This window comes from Candidatus Defluviilinea gracilis, from assembly GCF_057138825.1.
Map to the genome: position 1 here is coordinate 20,527 of NZ_DBNHEF010000054.1, position 21,058 is coordinate 41,584.

General features: G+C 54.1%; 15 protein-coding genes. 6 read left to right on the forward strand and 9 right to left on the reverse strand.

The features are described 5' to 3' along the window. Positions 1-8 precede the first annotated feature (8 nt). From AC16KF_RS08300 to AC16KF_RS08320, 5 genes are all read right to left on the reverse strand, one after another. Positions 9-779 (reverse strand): ZIP family metal transporter, encoded by a 771-nt coding sequence (locus tag AC16KF_RS08300; RefSeq protein ID WP_484036841.1) that lies wholly within the window; start codon positions 777-779, stop codon positions 9-11. Between the two features lie 23 nt (positions 780-802). Next, the gene (locus tag AC16KF_RS08305) at positions 803-1,741 is read right to left on the reverse strand and encodes a cation diffusion facilitator family transporter (RefSeq protein WP_484036842.1); all 939 of its coding nucleotides are present in this window, start codon (positions 1,739-1,741) and stop codon (positions 803-805) included. 538 nt (positions 1,742-2,279) lie between these two features. Continuing rightward, positions 2,280-2,732: a DUF2214 family protein gene (locus AC16KF_RS08310; protein WP_484036843.1), complete on the reverse strand. Its 453-nt coding sequence runs from the start codon at positions 2,730-2,732 to the stop codon at positions 2,280-2,282. A 91-nt stretch (positions 2,733-2,823) separates the two neighbouring features. Then, positions 2,824-4,404, reverse strand: a complete 1,581-nt coding sequence (locus AC16KF_RS08315; RefSeq protein WP_484036844.1) for an SH3 domain-containing protein — start codon at positions 4,402-4,404, stop codon at positions 2,824-2,826. A 148-nt stretch (positions 4,405-4,552) separates the two neighbouring features. Then, positions 4,553-6,319 (reverse strand): bifunctional serine/threonine-protein kinase/formylglycine-generating enzyme family protein, encoded by a 1,767-nt coding sequence (locus AC16KF_RS08320; protein WP_484036845.1) that lies wholly within the window; start codon positions 6,317-6,319, stop codon positions 4,553-4,555. 125 nt (positions 6,320-6,444) lie between these two features. On the opposite strand from AC16KF_RS08320, the gene AC16KF_RS08325 reads away from it, so the two are divergent. Together AC16KF_RS08325 and AC16KF_RS08330 are read left to right on the forward strand one after the other, a co-directional pair. Continuing rightward, the gene (locus AC16KF_RS08325) at positions 6,445-7,944 is read left to right on the forward strand and encodes an FAD-dependent oxidoreductase (RefSeq protein WP_484036846.1); all 1,500 of its coding nucleotides are present in this window, start codon (positions 6,445-6,447) and stop codon (positions 7,942-7,944) included. Between the two features lie 68 nt (positions 7,945-8,012). After that, entirely contained in the window at positions 8,013-9,188 is a 1,176-nt protein-coding gene (locus tag AC16KF_RS08330) for a clostripain-related cysteine peptidase (RefSeq protein ID WP_484036847.1), read from the forward strand. A 130-nt stretch (positions 9,189-9,318) separates the two neighbouring features. On the opposite strand, the gene AC16KF_RS08335 is transcribed toward AC16KF_RS08330, so the two are convergent. Beyond that, complete coding sequence (locus AC16KF_RS08335) at positions 9,319-10,503, reverse strand: glycine C-acetyltransferase (protein ID WP_484036848.1); 1,185 nt, start codon at positions 10,501-10,503, stop codon at positions 9,319-9,321. Between the two features lie 201 nt (positions 10,504-10,704). On the opposite strand from AC16KF_RS08335, the gene AC16KF_RS08340 reads away from it, so the two are divergent. Beyond that, positions 10,705-13,854 carry an ATP-binding protein gene (locus tag AC16KF_RS08340; RefSeq protein WP_484036849.1) on the forward strand — a complete coding sequence of 1,050 codons (3,150 nt, stop codon included), beginning with the start codon at positions 10,705-10,707 and terminating at the stop codon, positions 13,852-13,854. On the opposite strand, the gene AC16KF_RS08345 is transcribed toward AC16KF_RS08340, so the two are convergent. From AC16KF_RS08345 to AC16KF_RS08355, 3 genes are read right to left on the reverse strand one after another with little or no spacing between them, the layout of a single operon-like run. Next, positions 13,851-15,530, reverse strand: coding sequence for a helicase-associated domain-containing protein (locus AC16KF_RS08345; protein ID WP_484036850.1), 1,680 nt, complete (start codon positions 15,528-15,530; stop codon positions 13,851-13,853). The two genes, AC16KF_RS08340 and AC16KF_RS08345, sit on opposite strands and share 4 nt — an antisense overlap. Positions 15,531-15,583: 53 nt before the next feature. Then, positions 15,584-16,549, reverse strand: coding sequence for a diacylglycerol/lipid kinase family protein (locus AC16KF_RS08350; RefSeq protein ID WP_484036851.1), 966 nt, complete (start codon positions 16,547-16,549; stop codon positions 15,584-15,586). A 44-nt stretch (positions 16,550-16,593) separates the two neighbouring features. Continuing rightward, positions 16,594-17,832, reverse strand: a complete 1,239-nt coding sequence (locus tag AC16KF_RS08355) for a sensor domain-containing diguanylate cyclase (protein WP_484036852.1) — start codon at positions 17,830-17,832, stop codon at positions 16,594-16,596. Positions 17,833-18,013: 181 nt separating this feature from the next. Between AC16KF_RS08355 and AC16KF_RS08360 the strand changes: the two genes are divergently transcribed. The 3 genes from AC16KF_RS08360 to AC16KF_RS08370 all read left to right on the forward strand — a co-directional run bounded on the left by AC16KF_RS08360 (position 18,014) and on the right by AC16KF_RS08370 (position 21,042). After that, positions 18,014-18,799, forward strand: a complete 786-nt coding sequence (locus AC16KF_RS08360; RefSeq protein ID WP_484036853.1) for an SDR family NAD(P)-dependent oxidoreductase — start codon at positions 18,014-18,016, stop codon at positions 18,797-18,799. A 62-nt stretch (positions 18,800-18,861) separates the two neighbouring features. After that, positions 18,862-20,268: an FAD-binding oxidoreductase gene (locus tag AC16KF_RS08365; protein WP_484036854.1), complete on the forward strand. Its 1,407-nt coding sequence runs from the start codon at positions 18,862-18,864 to the stop codon at positions 20,266-20,268. A 30-nt stretch (positions 20,269-20,298) separates the two neighbouring features. Continuing rightward, positions 20,299-21,042, forward strand: a complete 744-nt coding sequence (locus AC16KF_RS08370) for a lipoyl(octanoyl) transferase LipB (protein ID WP_484036855.1) — start codon at positions 20,299-20,301, stop codon at positions 21,040-21,042. Positions 21,043-21,058 lie beyond the last annotated feature (16 nt).

Sequence of the window (21,058 nt, forward strand, 5' to 3'; positions counted from 1 at the left end):
GTCTTTTGTTAGAGCAACACTTGCACCAGGATCATCACGCAGAACCCGATGATGAACGCCCAAGCCACTTTGATCGGCGTGGAGGCATGTAACGCCTCGGGGATCAGTTCAAGGATGACGAGGAAGATCATCGCGCCAGCGGCGAACCCCATCAGAACGGGCATGATGGGTTGAAATAACCACGAAACATACGCGGCAGGGACCGCGGCAATCGGCTGGGGCAGGCTGGTGAAGAACGCCGCCCAAAAACATTTCCAGATCGACGCGCCTGCCGCGCGCATGGGAATGGCGACCGCCAGCCCTTCGGGAATGTTGTGGAGCGCGATGGCGACCGCAATGTAATTGCCGAGGTTGTTTTCGTACACCGCCGAGGAGGCGTACCCGACTCCCACCGCTACGCCTTCGGGAATGCTATGGATCGCCATCGCCACGAAGATCAGCACCTGAGTTTTGTTGCCCCAGCGTTTCCAATTTCCTTGCTCAAGTCGCTCCGCTGAAAAATAGGTATCCACTTGCGAAAGGAACAATGCGCCGAGAACGATCCCGAACACCATCGGCAAAGCGTCGGCAAGTCCGATGTGACCGGAGGAGATGGTCAGCCCTGGCAAGATCAAATTGTAGACCGAAGCGGCGAACATGAGTCCGCCCGCCGCAGAGTAAGCGAGACCCGTATGCTTGCGAAGATCGAAGGCTTTGATCGCCAGCGGCAGCGCGCCCAGCCCGCAGGTGAAACTGGCAATGATACCGGCGACCAAGCTTTGCGTAATGAAAATCGGCATGTTTTTGTCCTGTCACAATTTGATCAACGATCCAGATTCATATCTTCCATCGAGAGTTCGTCTTCCACAGGTTCGAGATGCGTGAAGACCGTCACCGCGCCGCCGAGTGCGACGCGAATATCCGCTTCGAAATCCTCGGCGATGTGATGCGCGTCGTGCACCGTCCACTCGCCCGGCACGAGCATATGTACCGACACGAATTGTCGCGCGGCGGCTTGTCGCGTGAGCAAGGCGTGAAAGGTCACGCGCCTAACGCGATATTTTTCCATCACATCTTCGATCAGTTTAATTTCCCTCAGTGGCAGAGACGCGTCCATCAACCCGGCGACCGAGCGGCTCATGAGTTGATACCCCGTCCAAATGATATTCAACGCGACAAGGATAGCGATGAGCGGATCGAGGATCGTCCAGCCTGTGAGCGCGACAATTGCCACCGCTGCGATGATTCCCGCAGACGTCCACACGTCGGTCATCAGATGCTGCGCGTCGGCTTCAAGGGTGATGGACTTGCGCCGCTTCCCCTCGACGGTCAACCTGCGCGCCACTAGGAAGTTGATCACCGACGCCAAAACGGATACGCCCAACCCCAGCCCCAACTGTTCCAACGGTTGCGGATTCATCAACCGCGGAACCGCCGCGCTGACGATCCCCGCCGACGCGCCGAGGATGAGCAAGCCCTCTGTCGCGCTGGCGAAATATTCCGCTTTGCTGTGACCATACACGTGACTCTCGTCCGCCGGGCGCGCGGCGATGGTCAACATGCCCAGCGCCATCCCCGCGCCGACGAGATTCACCAACGACTCGATGGCATCCGAAAGCAGACCCACCGAACCTGTCAGAAAATACGCGGCGGTTTTCAACGCGATGGTCGCTAGCGCCGCGCCGATGGATAACCACGCAAACCGCGTCAACGATGCGCGGTTTTGCATCACGTCGTTATGTTCCGCTTTTTTGTGAGGCATGGGTAAATGATACTTGTGGAACGAAAAGTGCGTAAGGGACGAAAATCATATAACGATAGGACTTACGCAGTTGTACTGCCGCCGTACTGCAACTACGGCGAAACAGGTTCAATTGCGTAACTCCTAAACTATTAAGCCACCGATCATACGAATTGTCTCGGAATTTTTAATTAACGTCAATAATGGATAACAGAATCATGACATGCTGAGGGGCGATTTTGCCCCGAAGCATCTCGGAAAGGCTCATCCGAGACCCTTCGGTCGCTGAAAACCGCTCCCTCAGGGTGACATAACGGTAGTTTTGGTTTATCCATTGTTCAGGTTAATTATTGACGGACATTACGCAGTTGAAGTCAGGTTGGTTCTCGTAATGCGACATTCATGTCGCGCCTGCGCAAGAATGACTAGAAAAGCGAGATAAATCTCGCGCTACGATCTTTACTGCGTCAGGTGAGTTATTGATCTTGAATTGAGAAAATCGAAAAGCCAACCTATGAAACCGGTTGGCTTAATTCGTGTAAATCAGTGAAATCGGTGGCTAATTCAATCCGATGCCGCGCGCCATGAACGCCGCCGCGAGTAAGATGATGGCAAGCCCGATCACTTCCACCCAAAGGATCATGCGTGTCCGCTTGAATTCTTGGTCGCTGATCTCTGGCATTTTGTTCTCGTTGATTGCTTTATTCCAACGGATGTAACGGATCGTCGGGTCAATGGACAGCAAACCAACGATGAGGAACGCGCCCATCTTCACCCAAAAGAATGGACTCTGGCTGTAAAACGCCGCGCCTTTCTCAAAGAAGAACACGCGCAACAAGCCGACGATCAACAAAAGCCCCGCTGAAATCCCGTAGAACAAATCCACGCGCTGGATGAGGCGCGTTTCTTCAAGAGCGAGTCCTTTGCGATAGGCGATGAATTCGTACACCACACACGCCACCAGCGTGAACGCAAACAGGTGATGTAGAAATGCCATGAGTGCAGAGGTCATATTTTTATCGCGCCTTCCCTGAATTGCGTGGGCATCTCATCAAGTTTTGCCTGCAATGCTGTCAGCTCGTCAATGGATCTCATCCGACGAGTCATGGAGATACAATGGGAAGCCCATCCAAGGACTCGTTACACGTCAAATATTGTGGTGAACTGAAAACCCAGCTTTTGTTATTGTCGGCATCCACAGCGATCAAGAGCCAATCTCCATCCTCCGAACGACCGATGGGTTGAACTGTTTCCCCTGACTTCAAATAGACCGAGGAGGAATAATCGGTTCCGGGTCCGCTTCGCACGCGTAATGTCTGCGCTCTGACGTCGCAAATGACCACCAAGACAAGCGGCTTGACCGTCAACTCATCGAAGTGGATATGCACGGCAGTCACATCCAACGATTGGACGAAGAACCCGACCTCGCCGCTCGCATAATCCGCATCGGTCACCTGGCCGACAACCTTGTCGTTGATGCTGAACGTGAAGCTCGCTCCCTGCGCGTCCACTCGCAATACATCCTCCACGTCCGGATCGTGAATGCCATCGTCTGTCCCCTCCGCCAACACCGTCAATGCGGATGGCGTGCTTTTGAGAACATACCACTTCTTCGCGCGTTGTGAGATCACGAAAGCATAATACTGATCCCCCGAGCGACGGAACACCGGACCGAAATTAAAGTCACCAGTTTCAGCCGTCTTGCTCGCCGCGGCAAACGCTTTAACCTCTATGCTGACGTCGCCATAACTTTGCTTGCCGGGTTCAAATACGGTCGTCTTATAGTTTGGACTTGATATTTCAACGTGATAATACTCTGGCTCGTGATACCCGATGAAAAAATTGTCGAACTTCTCCTCGGGCCAACCCGTGGCAGGATTCGTAAAGTCATCGTGATAAAGTGCCGCTGTAGAATCTGGGGAGGCGGGGCCGGCAAATTTGCGAACCGTCAACTCATCGAAGTGGATATGAACGGCAGTCACATCCAACGATTGAACGAAGAACCCGACCTCGCCGCTCGCATAATCCGAATCGGTCACCTGACCGACAACCTTGTCGTTGATGCTGAACTTGAAGCTCGCTCCCTGCGCGTCCACGCGCAACACATCCTCCGCATCGGGGTCGTGTATGCCTTCATCGGTCCCCTCCGCCAACACCGTCAAAGCGGTTGGCGAACTCTTGAGAACATACCACTTCTTCGCGCGTTGTGAGATCGCGAAAGCATAATACTGATCCCCCGAACGGCGGAACACCACGCCAAAATTGAAGTCACCAGTTTCAGCCGTCTTGCTCGCCGCGGCAAACGCTTTAACCTCTATGCTGACGTCGCCATAACTTTGCTTGCCGGGTTCAAATACGGTCGTCTTGTAGTTTGGACTCGAAATTTCGACGTGGTAATACTCCGGCTCGTGGTACCCAATGAAAAAATTGTCGAACTTCTCTTCGGGCCAACCCGTGGCAGGATTCGTAAAGTCATCGTGATACAGGACATTACTATCAGCCACCGTCTCGCCGTGATCATGCTCAGGTGTAGGCGTGCTTACAGCCTCTTCTGTTGGAGTCAGTGGGGATGTTTGCGTGGCTTGTCCCTCAGGGGACGCTCCTATCGAACAACTTGATAACAATACTGCGATGATCAAGAGCGATGAAAGCCAGAAATACTTGTAGTGTACATTTCTTATCATAGTAGCACTCCGTTACTTAACTCACCTTACGCAGTAAAGGTCGTAACGCGAGACTGCGAAGCGCCTCGCGTTTTAGGCTGTCCTTGCGCAAGAGCGACATAAATGTCGCGTTACGAGAACTGAATTGATTTCAACTGCGTAACATCAGTTACTTAACCTGATCGGCGGCGCAACGAAAGCCGGCAAACTTTACATAACGCTCGTCATCCGGCAGGACCGATAAACGATATGCGAGGTCGAGGATCGGCAAACCGAATCGTCCCCCGCGCAAGATTTTCGAACCGGCGGGTGTCTCTGCATACGGTTCCCCAACCCATTCCCAGACGTTACTTGCCAAGTCATACACCCCAAATGGGCTTTGATTGAAGGGCATAGACCCAACTTCATAAGTATCCTGGCTGGGAAGGTCCAATACCTTACCTCCCGCGGTTGGATCTTCACCCCAGGGATATAAGCGCGGATTCGGACCGGACCCGCGTCCAGCCGCTTCCCATTCTGCCTCAGTTGGCAAACGCTTGTTCGCCCAAGTGCAATATGCCAATGCTTGATCCCACGTCACCCCGCGGACCGGTTGATTCCCGGCTCCAAGTATTTCTTGTGACTGCCCGTTTGTCGCGGTTAAGAATTGTGCGTACTGGTCATACGTAGTTTGATATTTGTCGATCCAAAACCTATCTAACAATACCTCTTTTGGAGGGCTGTGATAATCATCTCCAGCCAACGAACCGACCACATACGTGTCGGAGGGAATCTCCGCCATCCCTTCCGCGCTGGGAAGGTCCCCGGTTGCAGACGCTGGGCCGCTCACTGGCGTTTCATTGTTCACGGGAGTTTCAACCGCCCCGGTTAGCCGCGAGAATAAGAAGAACGCGCCGATCAACAGCGTGATCAATCCTATAACAAAAAAGGCTCCCACTCCGATCCATACATTCTTGCGTGAGGCTGTCATTTGAGCTTGCGGTGCGGCGATCTGAGGCGCTGATCCGTACACATTGCTGTGCACACTTTTTGCCTCTTCGGGGAGCGCATTGATGATCGTCTCCGCCTCTCGGCTCATGCCAATGGCAAGATAAAAATCAACTGCCATATTGCTCGACGTCGGATAACGGTCCTCGGGCTTTTTGGTAAGCGCTCGGTCGATCACTTTTTGAACGGCTGGAGAAATGCCGGAGATAGGCGGAGGCGGATCGTTGATCTGTTTGTAGATCACGGTCAATGAACTGTCTGCCTCGAACGGAACGCGCCCTGCCAGCATTTCATACAATACGATGCCCAGCGAGTAAATGTCTGTCCGGTGGTCTATCGAATCGCCCCGCGCCTGTTCCGGTGACATGTAAGCGGGCGTCCCGCTGACCATGCCTGAGGCGGTCTGAGAGGCTGAATTGGCAATGCGAACCAGCCCGAAGTCGGTGAGAATCGCTTCGACGTCGTTCGTGAGCGGTTGGTCGAGAGGAATCTCCCCCGTCTTTTTATGGAGGAGGATGTTCCCCGGTTTGATGTCTCTGTGGATCACGCCCTGCTCGTGCGCATAATCCAGCGAGGCGGTCAATGCCTTGAGGAGCCGTGCCACTTGATGAGGTTGAATCCGCTCGTTGCGCCCATGCAATTCACGCAGGTAGGATGCAAGCGTCGGTCCCTTCAGGTATTCCATGACAATGTAGGGATGCCCATCCACCGCGTCGAAATCGTAGATTTGAACGATATTGGGATGCCTCAACCCCGCGACAACTCTCGCCTCGCGGTGAAAGCGCGCCAGCAGGTCTGAGTTTTCCTCAATGTAGCTATGCAATACTTTTACGGCGACTTGCCTGTCCAGGGTAAGGTGCGTGCCAAGATACACCTCAGCCATACCCCCGTGCGCAAGGTATTTATCTATTCGAACTCTGCCAATCGTTTTGCCAAGCCAGTCTGGCATATAAAAGATTATACAGCATGAAACGGACTATTTTTGTCCGAAAAAATGGCAATAGAGTTCCAATTAGCGCGTGCTGGGCTGCTTAACAACCAAATGGAAATGCGTTCTGACATATAATCCCCGCAATGGACGAACACTACGACGCCATCATCATCGGCGGGGGAGTGGCAGGACTCACCGCCGCGCTCCACCTCGCCGAACGCGGACTCAAGCCGCTCCTCCTCGAAGCGGATGAACGCGCAGGCGGAAGATTGTCGGGCAAAGACGAGATCAACATCAACGGGTGGAAATTCCCAAACGAACATGGCGTGCATGGCATCTGGTCGTCGTATTTGAATCTCAAAACGATGTTGCGGCGGCAGGGGATCATTGACCGCCTCATCCCTGCCAACGACGAGCAATGGATCTATCGTCAAAACAATTTTATCGGGCGCGTGAATATCGGCTCGATGATTCGCAACAGCATCCTGCCTGCGCCGCTTCATTATCTGCCGTTGTTATTCCATCCAAAATTTATGTGGATGCTCAGCCTCAGCGATTGGGCGTCGCTGTTCCATGTGTGGGGCACGCTCCTCATGTCCATCGGCATCGATCCGTTCGTGGAAGACCAGCCGCTCGAAGGGCTCACGTTTGGCAAATCGCTCAAGCGTTGGGGTCCCGCATTCCGCGCGTTGTTCTTCGGTCTCACGCGCAACGGGCTCTCCACAAATCCCGACGATGTTCCGCTCGCGGGCTTCCTCGCCTTCCTCCGTTTTTACACGGTGATGCGGCGCGACGCGTGGCGCTTCGATTATCTTCCCAACGGCGGCGGCGACGTGTGCGAAAAATTGTCGGCGAAGATCATGCAACACGGAGGCGCGCTCAGGTTCAAGTCGCGTGTGAAGCGTGTTGAAAAAGATGATGATTGGATTACGCACTACGAGTCAGATGGAATCCCCTCTTCGACTCGTTCCCGCTTCGTCATCCTCGCTTCCGACTCCCCTTCGGCTGAATCGCTCATCCTCAACAGTTTCCACACTGACGGTTTGTTCTTCCCACATGGACTCGCCCACGTGGTGATTCGATTATGGTTTAGCAAACAACCGCGCAAACATCCCGAAGCGGGAATTTTCAGCGGCGACTTTGTGATGCACAATTTTTTCTGGCTCGATAAAATTTACGACGAGTATCGCGCGTGGAGCAACGAGACGGGCGGCGCGTGCATCGAAGTCCACGTGTACGGACCCGAGGACGTGTTGCAACAAACCGACGCCGTTCTGCTGACAACTGTGTTGACGGATTTTTATCGCGCGTTCCCCGAATTGAAGGGACATCTCATCAAGCCGCATCTGCAACGCAACGCCGCGACCCATACATTGCCCGCGTTGGGCGCGCGCGGCACGCATCTTGGTGTTGAAACGCCATGGGAAAATTTTTTCTGCGCGGGTGATTGGGTGCGGCATGAAACTCCCGCCTTCTTTTTAGAACGCGCCTGCGTGACGGGACTCGAAGCCGCGAACCGCGTGTTATCGTCCTGCGGAAAAGAATCGTTTGACGCGCAACCCTATCCGCCCGCCGAACCGCTCGCCGCATGGATCGAAGCGATGATGATGAGGGGGAGACGGCGTAAAAAACGCAGGTTGTAACTTTCCTGTTCTGCTGGCAGGTCTCTCCTGTGCTACACTGCGCCACATCCGGTCTATGGCAAAAGACAATGCGCAAGTCAACAAAATTATTAAATAGAATTTCTTTTCTGTTCGTTTGGTTTACGCTCATCGTTGGGCAATCTTGCGCCGCGCCCGCCGCGTTGGCGGCGCAGGACAAATGGACAGTGATGGTGTACATGGTGGGGGATAATGAATTGGAAGAGTATGTGATCCCGGATATTGAAGATGAACTTGCTAGTACAGGATCGAGTCAGGATGTCAATGTTCTCGTGTTGGCAGACCGCGCCCCAGGGTACGATATCAGTCAAGGCGATTGGCAGACAACGAAGTTGTTTTACGTTACACAAGGGATGACCGCAGATTCGGCGAACGCGGTAGCGGATTGGGGTGAGAGAAATATGGGCGACGCGCAAACTTTGATCGAATTTATCGCCTGGTCGAAAGCCAACTATCCTGCCGATCACTACGCGTTATATTTTTGGGATCACGGTTGGAGTTGGCATCCCGGCTGGGTTCTGATCGACGAGACGGACGGCGACACGCTCGATTACGACGAATTGAAAAACGCCATTCCATCTTTAGGCTTTATCGATGTGGTGGGTTATGACGGATGCAACATGGCGTCTCTTGAAATGTTGCAGGTTTGGCGCGGGTACAGCACAGCCCTGACCAGTTCGCAGGAATACGTGGAGGACTATGGAATTGAATATGATGTTCTCCTTGCCGAATTACTTGCCAACCCAAATATGAACGCCGATGACGTGGCGATTGCCACCAGCCAGAGCGCAATATACGATAAGACCTGGTCTGCGCTTGCTACTGATGCCCGTCTCGATACGCTTCTTGCCGCTGTGGACGACTGGTCTATCGCTTTGCTGAACGGATTGCCCGAGAACCGCGCGGAGTATCAACGCGCGTTCGAAGCCACGCAGTCTTTTTGGGATGCGCCAATGGACAAAGACTTGTATGATATGGCGTATGAATTGGAGCGTAATGTAGCCGATCGGGAAATAAAAACCAAGAGTCAGGCGGTGATGGATGCGGTCCGGCAGGTGGTCTTGTTTGAAAAACGCGCTGAAGAATATAGCGGCGCGAACGGCATCACGATCTATCATATTTCAACGGCTTCCGAAAAAGACCCCGACTATCTTTACTATCGTTCAATGATCGATCTCGCTATCCAAACCTCATGGGATGAGTTTCTAGACTCGTATGCAAGATAATTCTTGCGCGCGTACGTGCCGTCAGAGTAGGTAGATAGGTAAACAGGTAGACACGTAGACACGACCTCCGAGTTTTTGACTTGGAGGTCGTGTCCACTGATGACTGATAACTGATCACTTTCTCACCGACTCACTGAATCACTCCCAACCTCCTCCCAACCCTCGCAAACGCCTCCAACCCCTGACCGAGATCATCGCGGTCGTGCGAAGCGGAGATCATCACGCGAATCCGCGCTTTGCCTTTTGCCACGGTGGGGAATCCGATGGACATGGCGAACACGCCTGCCTCAAAGAGTTCGCGGCTGAATTGTTGCGAGAGCGACGCTTCGCCGAGCATCACGGGCGTGATGGGAGTTTCGCTGACGCCTGTATCGAATCCTAGTTTCTTCATTTCAGTCTTGAAGTATTTGGCGTTGTCCCAAAGTTTATCCACAAGTTCGGTTGATTCTTCAAGCAGGTCAACCGCCGCCAAACATGCCGCCGCATCGGGCGCGGTGACTGCCGATGAGAACAGGAACGGTCGTCCGCGTTGACGTAGCCATTCGATGATGACTTTATCGCCCGCGACGATTCCGCCGACGACGCCGAACGCTTTCGACATCGTGCCGACTTCAATATCCACTTGACCGTGCAAGCCGAAGTGATCCACGATGCCGCGTCCGCCTTTGCCGAGCACACCTTCGCCGTGCGCGTCGTCTACCATAAATAAAATATCGTATTTCTTTGCGACCTCAACCAGAGCGGGGAGAGGGGCGATGTCGCCGTCCATGCTGAAGACGCCGTCAGTGATGATCAACGCGCGGCGGAAAGATGACGCGTGTTCTTTGATCGCATCTTCCAACGCGCTCGCGTCGTTATGTTCGTACGCGACGATCTTCGCGCCCGAGAGTCGGCACCCGTCAATGATCGAAGCGTGGTTCAGGCGGTCCGAAAAGATCACATCTTCTTTTCCGACCAGCGCCGAGATCGCTCCGAGATTTGCGGTGAAGCCCGATTGAAACGTGATGACATCCTCCGCGCCCTTGAATTTTGCGAGCCGCTGTTCGAGTTGCACATGCAGGTCGGTCGTGCCAGCGATCGTCCGCACTGCGGCGGGACCCACGCCATATTTTTTCGTCGCTTCTTTTGCGGCTTCGACCAGCTTCGGATGATTCGCCAAGCCCAAATAATTATTCGAGCAAAAATTCAGCACATCTTTTCCATCCACGATAATGCGCGCGCCCTGCGCCGAGCCGATCGTGCGGATGCGGTTGTACAATCCCTGCTCTTTCAATCCGTCAATTTCCTGCGCGAGCCAAGTGAGTTTGTTTGTCATGGGAACTCCTGCTAAAAAGAGAGTAGAGAATTAGAGATTGGAGAATTGTAAACCGTAATTTGTAATTGGTAATTCAACGCGCCTTTATCTGCGCAGAGATTATAGCAACTTTCACCTCTTCACCTGTCATCATTTTTAGCGAAAGCCGTCATGAAAAAAGAATACATTTCCAACAGTCCCTCTGTATAATTCGTTCATTCTATGAATGCCAAAGCCATCCCCGAGCAGATCACCGATCTCAAAACCGCCATCGCCGCGCAGGAAACCATGCGCTCAACACTGGGGGATGCTGTGGTGGATACCACCCTCGCCGTCTTGCGCGGACAGTTGGATGAACTGGAGCGGCAATCTGCCCAGCAGGATGCGGCGAATCAAGCCCGACGGCGGCTGGTCTCAGTCCTCTTTGCCGATATCTCAGGGTTTACCGCGCTCTCCGAAACCATGGACGCGGAAGATGTGGCGAACCTCGTCAATCACTTGTGGATTCGCGCCGACCGCGTCATTCAAGAATATGGCGGGCATATCGACAAACACATCGGCGATTCGGTCATGGCGATCTGGGGCGCCGATGCCGCCCGCGAGGACGATGCCGAACGCGCCATCCGCGCCGCGTTAAAGATGCAGGAAATTTTCAAAGAGAATGCGGGCAACATGTCTATTAGTTTGAAGGTGGGAATTAATAGCGGGCAAGTCTTATTGAGTTCTATCGGCACGCAGGGCGAATTCACCGCAATGGGAGATACGGTGAACACGGCGAGTCGTTTGGTTACCTCGGCAGGCGGGAACCAGATTTTGATCTCCTACGATACCTATCAGCTCGTGCGCGGGGTGTTCGATGTGCAAATTCAGACCCCGATTACTGTCAAAGGCAAAGCGGAGCCGTTGCAGACGTATGTGGTACAGCGCGTCCGCCCGCGGGCGTTCAGGCTGGGGAGACGCGGCGTCGAAGGCGTATCCACTCGAATGGTCGGGCGCGAAGCGGAATTCTCCATCATCAAACAGGCGCTCGAGCAGTGCGCGACGAATCAACGCGTTACGCTGGCGGTCGTCAAAGGCGACGCGGGTTTGGGGAAGAGTCGTTTGATCTACGAATTCGAAGCCTGGCTCGATACTCACCCGACAGATTTCTTTTTGTTCAAGGGACGCGCGGACGAGGAGACAACCAGCTTGCCATACAGTTTATTACGCGACGTGTTAAGTGAACGGTTTCAGATTTTGGACAGCGACACGCAGGCGGAAGCGCGCGATAAATTGCGAAAAGGCATGACCGAGATGATCGGCGAGGGGAGCGAGGAACGCGCCGCGTTCATCGGCGAGTTGATCGGGTTTGATTTTTCAGAGAGCGAATTTTTGCGCGGTATTCGCAACGATGCGCGACAGATTCGCGCGCGGTCATTTAGCCATCTCGCGCAATTTTTTGCCGGGGTTGCCCGCGAATTTCCCATTGTGATCTTGCTTGATGATATTCACTGGGCAGATAACGGCTCGCTTGAGTTGATTGACTATCTTGCGAAATTGGATTCCGCCCTGCCTCTGTTCATTTTGTGCACGGCGCGTCCGATCCTGGATGAAATACACCCAAATTGGGGCGCGGATTTTCCGTTGAGCGAGATCATTGCCATCAAATCGCTGGATATCGAATCGAGCCGCGCATTGGCAAGCAACATTTTGCAAAACGTCAACGACCTGCCGCGCGAACTGGTTGAAACGGTGGCAAAGAACGCGGAGGGGAATCCGTTTTACCTGGAAGAATTGATCAAGGTGTTGATCGAAGATGGAGTGATTGTGAAAGGGGATGAAGCCTGGCAGATCGTGCCGCAACGGCTTACGCAAATGCGCGTTCCTGCCACATTGACCGGTGTGTTGCAGGCGCGTCTCGACCGACTCCCTTCCACCGAAAGCGACGTACTCGAGCGCGCCGCCGTGATCGGGCGCACCTTTTGGGATGCGGCAGTTGAAGCCATGCGCGGCTCCGAGGCTGCGCGGGCGCTGGCGGGCGGTCACGATGTTCATTCCGCGCTCACAGCCCTGCGCACGAAGGAATTGGTGTTTTCCCACCAGCCATCTGCCTTTGCAGGAGCGCAGGAGTTTATTTTCAAACATGCCATCCTGCGCGAGGTGACGTACGAGCGCGTGCTCAAAGCCCGGCGCAAACTGTATCATCGCATGGCGGCAGATTGGCTGATCCAACAAAGCGGCGAACGGATCGGCGAGTATCTCGGCTTGATCGCCCAGCATTACGAACTGGCAGGCGACACCACGCGGGCGGTGGACTTTCTCGAACGCGCGGCGGACCAATCTCTGCGGCTGAGCGCGTACCACGAGGCATTATCCGCCTCGGAGCGGGCGTTGGCGATCATTGCCGCATCGGAGGATAAAAACCCCGCCATGCGGGCGCTCATGCTTTTTCATATCGGCGCATCCTGTCTCTGGCTGACGGATTACCCCACTGCCAAGGCGCGCTTCGAGGAATGTATCGCGCTGGCTCATTCGGCGGGCGACCATGCCCTGAAGGCAAAGGCATTAGCCCGCCTCGGGCGCATCGGCTTGGAGCAAAATAATGTTGACGTGAGCCAAACCTGTTTTCAGCAAAGTCTTGCCATCGCGCGCGAGTTGAACGATCTCGACCTCACCGCCTATGCTCTGGCGAGTTTGGGCTACATTTATCACTATCAGGGGCTTTACGAAGAGGCGGAGCAGTTTGGCAGAGAAAGTTACGCGATTACCGAAAAAACAGGCGATGCCATTGCGCAGGCGTTTTCATTGAATATGCTGGCAATGAGCAGTGTCAACCGCGGCGACTACGAATCGTCCCAACGGTATCACCTGCAAGCGATCGGGATCTGCAAAACCTCCGGCGACCGGTACGGGTTGGCGCGCGCCGAAAGTAACCTGAGCGAGTTACTGCGAATTCAAAAACGCTATGCCGAAGCCAGACTGCACACGGTGGAGGGGATCAAGATCACCCGCGAACTTGGCAACCGCTACGCGCTTTCGATCATGCTCGTCAATCTCGCGTATTCTCAGGCGGGGCTGGGTGAAATTCGCGAAGCCTATGCGTCGGTGCGCGAGGCGTTGCAACTCAACATCGAAAACGACCTCGGCTCGTGGATCATCTTTTCACTGGTTGGCTATGCTTATGTCTTGCGCGTTGAAGGACAACGCGAACGAGCCTTGCGCGTCCTTGGCGCGTGCCTGCATCACCCTGAAGCCAATAGCGACACGCATCGCGATATTCAAATTATCCTCGATGAAATGAAACAGGAAAGAACCGACGATATCGAACTCGAACTGGAACGCGGCAAGTCGCTCGACATCAATAAAGCCGTTGTGATGGCGTTGGGCGGCTAATCATTCCCCTCTGCGAACAAGCCCAACTCGATCATCGCCTCCATCACTTTTTGGATGGCTCCACTTTTGACGATGACCGCCGTTGGACTTAATACCTCGCCCAAAAATTTTCCCGCCCGCGATTTACGCATCTCTTCCAACACTTCGGGCTGACTCACCCGTAGGATGGTTTGAGTCTCCGCCCGAGCCTCGGTGCCCTTAGCCTCCCAGCGTTTGAGCGCTTTCACCAGCGGCGGCGGGACTTTGTTGTCGGTATGCTTCACCAGCAGTGACAACAATTGCTCGGCTTTGAGTCCCTGCTCTTTGGCGTGTTTCAGCGATCGCGCAGTGATGTGATATTTGTATGCGCTCCTACTGGCGGGATATTTTCGAAGTGATGTGTCAGAACCATCGTCTTCCCATTCACAAAAACGAGCAATCTGATAACGAACCACGCGCGGCGCATCTCGCGGAATAGAAATTTTTCCATTGGAAGCAACAGCAACCTTGCCTCTCTCGTCAAAGGTCGAAGGTCGAAGGTCTGACCTGTGACTTTCAACCTTCGACTTGATTCGGAAAGAAGTGGGTTCTGTTGTTCCCTCTGCAATCGAAAGATCAACCCTCCCCAACCAATGGAGAATATTGATGAAATATCGAATCAACGCGCCGTCCACTTCGTTCCATGAGTCGAAGCCGCGCAGGTATTGCCCGTCGGAGGCGCGTTTGATGAACCATGAGTCATAGTCGCCTGCGGGACGCTGAAAATCGGGTTGGTTTTGCTTTATCGCTTGGACGAAACTTGCCACGCTCCACCATTTGTTGGCAGGGACAGAATTGATGAACCCGAGGATCGTGTTGCGTGTCTCGCGCGGTGAGTTGTTCCACTCGCCTTCGCAGACGATGTTCGGCATGAGTTTGAGTTCGTTGAACGAGTCGCTTGCGAGCCATGAGTCGTGGAGCATCTTCAACGCGTCCGCGCGTGGGGATTCGAGGAAAGTTTTTACAAGTTCAGTTTGGATGTTGTTGTTCGTAATGAGATTTGCAGCGGCAAGCAATGCGGCGAGTCGTTGGTCAAATTGCCAATCCGCCCGACCCATTCTCAGCGCGGCGAGCAGGGTGGTTGCATCGTCGAGGATGGAATCGTCGGCGGGAATCTCCGTCCCTTTTTCGTTGGGGGAGGCGGGGCGACCCAATGGATCAATTATTGCCGCAGAGTCGCGGAGACGCGGAGATTCTTTTTGAATTTCTCTCTGTGACTCTGTGTCTCTGTGGCTGATGAGTTTGAGTAAATCATCTGGAATATACGCGAACTCCTGCGAGCCTTTGTCTGTTTCAAAGAACGCGCGCGCCAGTATGCCGCGATAAAAAAGAATCTCTGCCGCCGATATGGGACTGCGATGCGGATGTTCCCTGTCACGTTTGCCTGCGCCCATTTCGCGGATGTCGCCGAATTGACGCGAGAACGCCGCCCAGGCGATCCGCCCGTTGGAGGCGAGGAGGGCGGCGAGGGCGGAGGCCGCTTCGGGGGGGAGAGAGGCTAAATGGTCTCCGAGCAGGTCGAAGTCGAGGAGAGAAGCGGACAGTTCATCCCGCGCTGAATCTGAATCCGTAGAATCCAAATCGAGTCCCCATAGATCCGCGATGATGCGGAGGTGTCCGATGTCTTGGTTGAGGAGGGAATGGATTAAGTCGGGCATATCTACTTTCCACTTTCTATATTCTACGGTAGAAAGCGGACAGCAGGGAGTAATTACCCGCGCACAACTTTGAGCGCGTTCGGCAAAATTTCAAAACTCACTTTGCGGACATCGGTGCCTGGACCTGAGAAGATTTCGCCGTCGGTGTGGATGTAGAGCGGGCGGTCTGCGATGATCGAGAATTTTTTGCATGTGCCCATTTTGACTTCTTTGAATCGTCCGTGCGTGCCTTTCATCACTTCAGGCAAAATGCGGAACATCATGGCGCGGCTTACGTCGGTGATCATGGCGTAGTGGAGGATGCCGTCGTCGATTTTTGCTTCGGGCGCGATGAGGAAGCCGCCGCCCTCGCGCGGACCGTTGCATAGCACGAGGTAGATGACTTTTTGTTCCCATTGTTCCGTGTCGGTTTCGATCTGCATGGCGATGGGATTATGATCGATGACAATCGTTTGTATGACGGATGTGAGATACATGAGGAAGCCGCGCAAGAGGGGCAGGCGATGCGAACGGATCGTGACCGTCGCGCCGAAGCCGATGCCGAGCGTGTTGTCGAAATATTCTTTGCGCCCGCCGCCGTCGGTCATCAAGCCGAGGTCAACGGTGGAGACTTCGCCGCTCAGCGCGCGCGCAAGCGCTTCATTTGATTTTTTCGTCGCGCCGATGCCGTGCGCAAAGTCGTTGCCTGAGCCGACGGGGACAACTCCGAGAATGGGACGTTTATGCTCAGGCGCCTGCATGATTCCATTGACCACTTCATGGACTGTGCCATCGCCGCCCATCGCGATGATTCGTTCGTAGCCTTCCTCGCTTGCTTCACGCGCCAATTCAATTGCGTGACCCGGGTAGACCGTTCCGCTCCATGTGACGTTGCCGTGTTGTGCGGTGATGGAGCGCAGGTCGCGCGCGACGCGCCAGGCATTGCCCATGTCTGCCATGGGGTTGAGGATGATTTTTACTTTGGGCGGCATGAAGAGTCCTCCGTGAGAAGCGGCAGTCACCTTCAAGGCGGCTGTCACTTTGGTTTTCGTCGATTATAACCCGCGTTGTAAAGCGGAGGCTCTTATTCGGGAAGTTTGATCTTCGAGAGCGGAGCGGTAACCCCGCGCGCGATCTGAAATGAACCGCGTTCGTATTTTTTTGCCTGATAGAGCGCCGCATCCGCCGCGCGTAACAGGTCCGAACCGGTGCGACCATGCATGGGGTAGAGCGCGATGCCGCCGGAAATCCCAAGTTTGAGGTTTTTTCCGTCGGGCAATTTGAACTTGAGTTTTTGCATGCTTTCGACGATTTTTTCGGCTACGATGCGGGCGGAGGATAAATCGGACTGGGTGAGGATCAGGGTCAATTCGTCGCCGCCGTAACGCGCCAGAAAATCTGTGTTGCGGACGCCTCGCGCCATGAAATTAAAAACATAGCGTAATACCTCATCCCCGATGCCATGCCCGTAGGTATCGTTAACTTCCTTGAACCCGTCGAGGTCCATCATGATTACGGCAAAGGAGTAGTTATTCCTGCGCGCGGCGGATGCTTCATCTTCGAGCCGTTCATCGAGCGCGCGACGGTTGGGTAACCCGGTGACGGTATCGCTGAATGCCTGTCGGCTGATCATCAAGTGCAAGCGGGCGTTAGAGATGGCAACCGCTGCCTGGTCGGCAAGCAGGCTCAAGAGGCGCAGTTCTGCATGCGAAAATTTTCCCGCCGTCACGCGGGAGAGGTTCATCACGCCGACAACCTTTTTCCCCACCTTGAGAGGGATTCCGATTATAGAACCCGCCCAATTATCCGCAATATCTTTAAAGAGCGGATGGGCGCGCGTGCTCTCAACGATGATCATCTCCCCGGTGCGCGCAACCGTATAGGTTAGCCCGTTGCCTCTCGGTTTGGTGAACGGTTTGTTGCGCTTGCCTTCCGAATCGAGCGCCGCGCCGAACGAGAGTTTCTGGTCGTCATAAAGAAAAATGCTGACATCGCGCGCGTTGAACACCAGGCGCATCGCCTCGGTGACCACAGCATTGAGCACATCGGCCAGTTCGAGACTGGAGGTGAGATTGATGCTCAACTTTTTGAGCGCGTCCAGTTCATCGGTCTGTTGTTTGAGCATCATCAGCATGGCGCGATGATCGATCAACTGCAATGCCAGATTTTTCGATTCTTCGGGATTGCCTTGCGAATATTTTTCCAGGGCGACGGAAAGCACATCCAAGAGTTTGAGCAGATATTCCCGCGCAATCGGGGATTCGCCCTGAGTTTCCAACACCTGATAAGCGTCTTCTAAAATTTTGGATCGGATATCGTCCATATACTCACACAAGAACCTAGATTTAATCATGATCCCGACGCAAGGGACTGACTCATTTGTCCTGTTTGACCATGATGGCGCAAATTATAACCAGCATGGGCGATGATGGGGTTACATGCCCATTACAACCTTGTCAAAATGGATATGCTACAATGGAGAGCGTCCCATATCTGGAGGAATCGTGTCTTTCCCACCCATACCTGCCCCAGCCACTCCACTTCATCCACGCCGCCGCGGACTTATCATCGGAGCGTCGGATGGACTTGGCGCGGAACTTGCCCGCCAACTGTCCTCAGACGGCTATTCCCTAGCCCTGCTAGCTCGTAGAAAAGATGCGCTGGACGCGCTGTGTCAGGAGATCAATTCACAAGGCGGGAACGCTCGCTCATACGCGCACAACGTGACGGAGTACGATAAAGTTCCAGACCTGCTCCTCAGGATCGTTGCCGACCTCGGTGGCTTGGATGCGGTTGTCTATGTTGCCAGCGTCAACCAACCGCCCGGCGGAATGGACAAATACAACTTCGAGAACGACCGCCAGATGATCGAAGTCAATTTGATCGGCGCGATGGCATGGCTCACGCCGATTGCCGAAATGTTCCAATCGGCAAAGGCGGGACAGATCGTTGGCATTTCCTCTGTCGCTGGCGATCGCGGGCGTGTTGGAAATCCCGGCTACAACACCTCCAAAGCCGGGCTGACGACGTACCTCGAAGCGTTGCGAAACAGGCTCACCCGTCACGGCGTGAACGTGTTGACGGTGAAACCCGGCTTCATGAAAACTGAAATGCTCAAAGCCGCGCTCGGTCCAACTCCGTTTGCCATTGAACCCTCTACAGCCGCAGAGCATATTGTGAAAGCGATGAAGAAACGCAAGCAGGTCATTTACACCGCGCCGATCTGGCGTTGGATCATGCTGGCGATCCAACATACGCCGTCGTTTATTTTTAGAAGATTGTCATTCTAAAGGCAGAGACTAGAGACTGGAGACTAGAGATTAGTCTCCAGTCTCTAGTCTCCAGTTTTGCAATGTCCCTCAACCTCAACCACACCTTCACAAAACTCGAAAATTTCGGTCATTCGTTCCAAGCCTCATCGTATCGAATTCCAATCCAACGTACAGAAGATATCTACGAAGCGTTTCAACTCGCGAAGAAACTCGGGTTGAAAGTGACCGCGCGCGGCACGGGCATCAGTTACAACGACGCGTCGCTTAACGGCGGCGGCATCGTGCTGGATATGCGGGGGATGAATCAGATCGCCGAATGGGACCCAGCCTCAGGCGTGGTGAGATGCGAGTCGGGCGTCACGCTCGAACAGTTGTGGCAGAGAGTCGAACCCGACGGCTGGTGGCCCCCCGTCGTCTCCGGCACGATGAAAACGACGCTGGGCGGATGCCTCAGCGCGAACATCCACGGAAAAAATAATTTTCAGGTCGGTCCCATCGGCGAACACGTGATTGAATTTACCGCGATGCTGTCGACCGGCGCGTTAATCACTTGCGCGCCAAAGAAAAACGCGGATTTGTTTTACGCGATGATCGGCGGGCTGGGGATGCTCGGAGTCTTTACTTCCATCACGTTACAGATGAAACGCATCTTTTCCGGACTTGTGGCTGTGGACGCCTGGCACGCGCCGGATCTCAGCCGACACTTAAGCGACCTGCGCGAACACGCGCCAACCCATGATTACATCGTCGGCTGGCTAGACGCGTTTGCGAGTGGAAACAGTTTGGGGCGCGGACAGATCCACGCCGCGAGGCAACTCAACGAAGGCGAAGACCCGAATCCGCAAAAGACTGAAGACCTTTCGAATCAACATTTGCCCGATCGTTTTTTCGGCGTGGTGCCGAAATCCATGCTGTATTATTTCATGAAGCCGATGATGAATAATATTGGGATGCGTTTTGTCAACATCGGCAGGTATTTACTGGCATTACGCGCGCATACGTTTCAACAATCGCACGATGAGTTTCATTTTCTGTTGGATTACGCGCCCGGCTGGGAACGTTCCTTCGGGCGCGGCGGGTTGATCCAATATCAATCGTTCCTCCCAAAAGAAACGGCAGAGGATGCGTGGCGCGAAATGATTCGATTTTCACATCGAAACAAGTTACCATCTTATCTCGGCGTGACCAAACGTCACCGCCCCGATAAATTTCTGCTGACACACGGCGTGGACGGCTTCTCGCTCGCGTTGGATTTCAAAGTGACCGATTCGAATCGCGCCAAGTTGTCAGCGGTGTTGCAAGAGTTCGACCGCATCGTGCTGGATGCGGGCGGGCGATTCTATTTCGCCAAGAACAGCGAGACGACCGCCGAGTCAACTCGAAAATTCCTTGGGGATGAAGCGGTTGAGAAGTTCAAGAAACTCAAAAAACGATGCGATCCGAACAGTTTGTTGGAATCGGATTTGTATCGGAGAATATTTCTGTAGGGGCAGACCCGCGCGTCTGCCAGTTTCAAAATGAATTTTGTTGTTGAAGACCTTGGCTTGATCGAATACGAATCCGCGTGGAAGTTGCAGGATCAATACGCGGAAGAGATCGCGGAGGGGAAGCGCCCGCCGACTCTTTTGCTTCTTGAGCATCCGCACGTCTACACGTTCGGTCGGCGCGGCAAACAGGAAAATTTGCTGTGGGGCGAATCGCAACTGAAAGAAAAAGGAATCGCCATCCACTGGGTAGATCGCGGCGGCGACGTGACCTATCATGGACCGGGTCAATTGGTTGGGTATCCGTTGTTGCCACTCATTCCGTTAAGACCTCACAGGTCTCTGAGACCTGTGAGGTCTGATGGAAGAATCCCCGAAGCCGATTACGTCGGCTACGTCCGCAAACTGGAGCAGACCATCATCACCGCCTTGGCGCGACTCGGTCTCGCAGCGGGACAACGCCAAGGTTTAACCGGCGTATGGATTCAAGCCGATGTGCATTCACGTTGTCCGCGCTGTTCGCCGGAAGATAGGAAGAAGCCAGCCAAGATCGCGGCGATCGGCATCAAGGTGGACGCGCGCGGCGTGTCGCGTCACGGCTTTGCGTTGAATGTGAATCCCGACATGGAATATTGGGACGGCATCATCGCCTGCGGTTTGCAGGATGAGCCAATTGTCTCGCTTGCCGATCTATTCCCCGAACCGCCTTCGATGGAGCGCGTGAAAGAGGAGATTGTGGAAGCGTTTCATGAAATATTTGGTGTTGTTGCTGGTTAGAAACTCACCATGTCAA

Bases quoted from the DNA above. Each gene is read 5' to 3' on its own strand.
- AC16KF_RS08300 (WP_484036841.1), bottom strand. From the start codon at position 779: ATGCCGATTTTCATTACGCAAAGCTTGGTCGCCGGTATCATTGCCAGT.
- AC16KF_RS08305 (WP_484036842.1), bottom strand. From the start codon at position 1,741: ATGCCTCACAAAAAAGCGGAACATAACGACGTGATGCAAAACCGCGCA.
- AC16KF_RS08310 (WP_484036843.1), bottom strand. From the start codon at position 2,732: ATGACCTCTGCACTCATGGCATTTCTACATCACCTGTTTGCGTTCACG.
- AC16KF_RS08315 (WP_484036844.1), bottom strand. From the start codon at position 4,404: ATGATAAGAAATGTACACTACAAGTATTTCTGGCTTTCATCGCTCTTG.
- AC16KF_RS08320 (WP_484036845.1), bottom strand. From the start codon at position 6,319: ATGCCAGACTGGCTTGGCAAAACGATTGGCAGAGTTCGAATAGATAAA.
- AC16KF_RS08325 (WP_484036846.1), top strand. From the start codon at position 6,445: ATGGACGAACACTACGACGCCATCATCATCGGCGGGGGAGTGGCAGGA.
- AC16KF_RS08330 (WP_484036847.1), top strand. From the start codon at position 8,013: ATGCGCAAGTCAACAAAATTATTAAATAGAATTTCTTTTCTGTTCGTT.
- AC16KF_RS08335 (WP_484036848.1), bottom strand. From the start codon at position 10,503: ATGACAAACAAACTCACTTGGCTCGCGCAGGAAATTGACGGATTGAAA.
- AC16KF_RS08340 (WP_484036849.1), top strand. From the start codon at position 10,705: ATGAATGCCAAAGCCATCCCCGAGCAGATCACCGATCTCAAAACCGCC.
- AC16KF_RS08345 (WP_484036850.1), bottom strand. From the start codon at position 15,530: ATGCCCGACTTAATCCATTCCCTCCTCAACCAAGACATCGGACACCTC.
- AC16KF_RS08355 (WP_484036852.1), bottom strand. From the start codon at position 17,832: ATGGACGATATCCGATCCAAAATTTTAGAAGACGCTTATCAGGTGTTG.
- AC16KF_RS08365 (WP_484036854.1), top strand. From the start codon at position 18,862: ATGTCCCTCAACCTCAACCACACCTTCACAAAACTCGAAAATTTCGGT.
- AC16KF_RS08370 (WP_484036855.1), top strand. From the start codon at position 20,299: ATGAATTTTGTTGTTGAAGACCTTGGCTTGATCGAATACGAATCCGCG.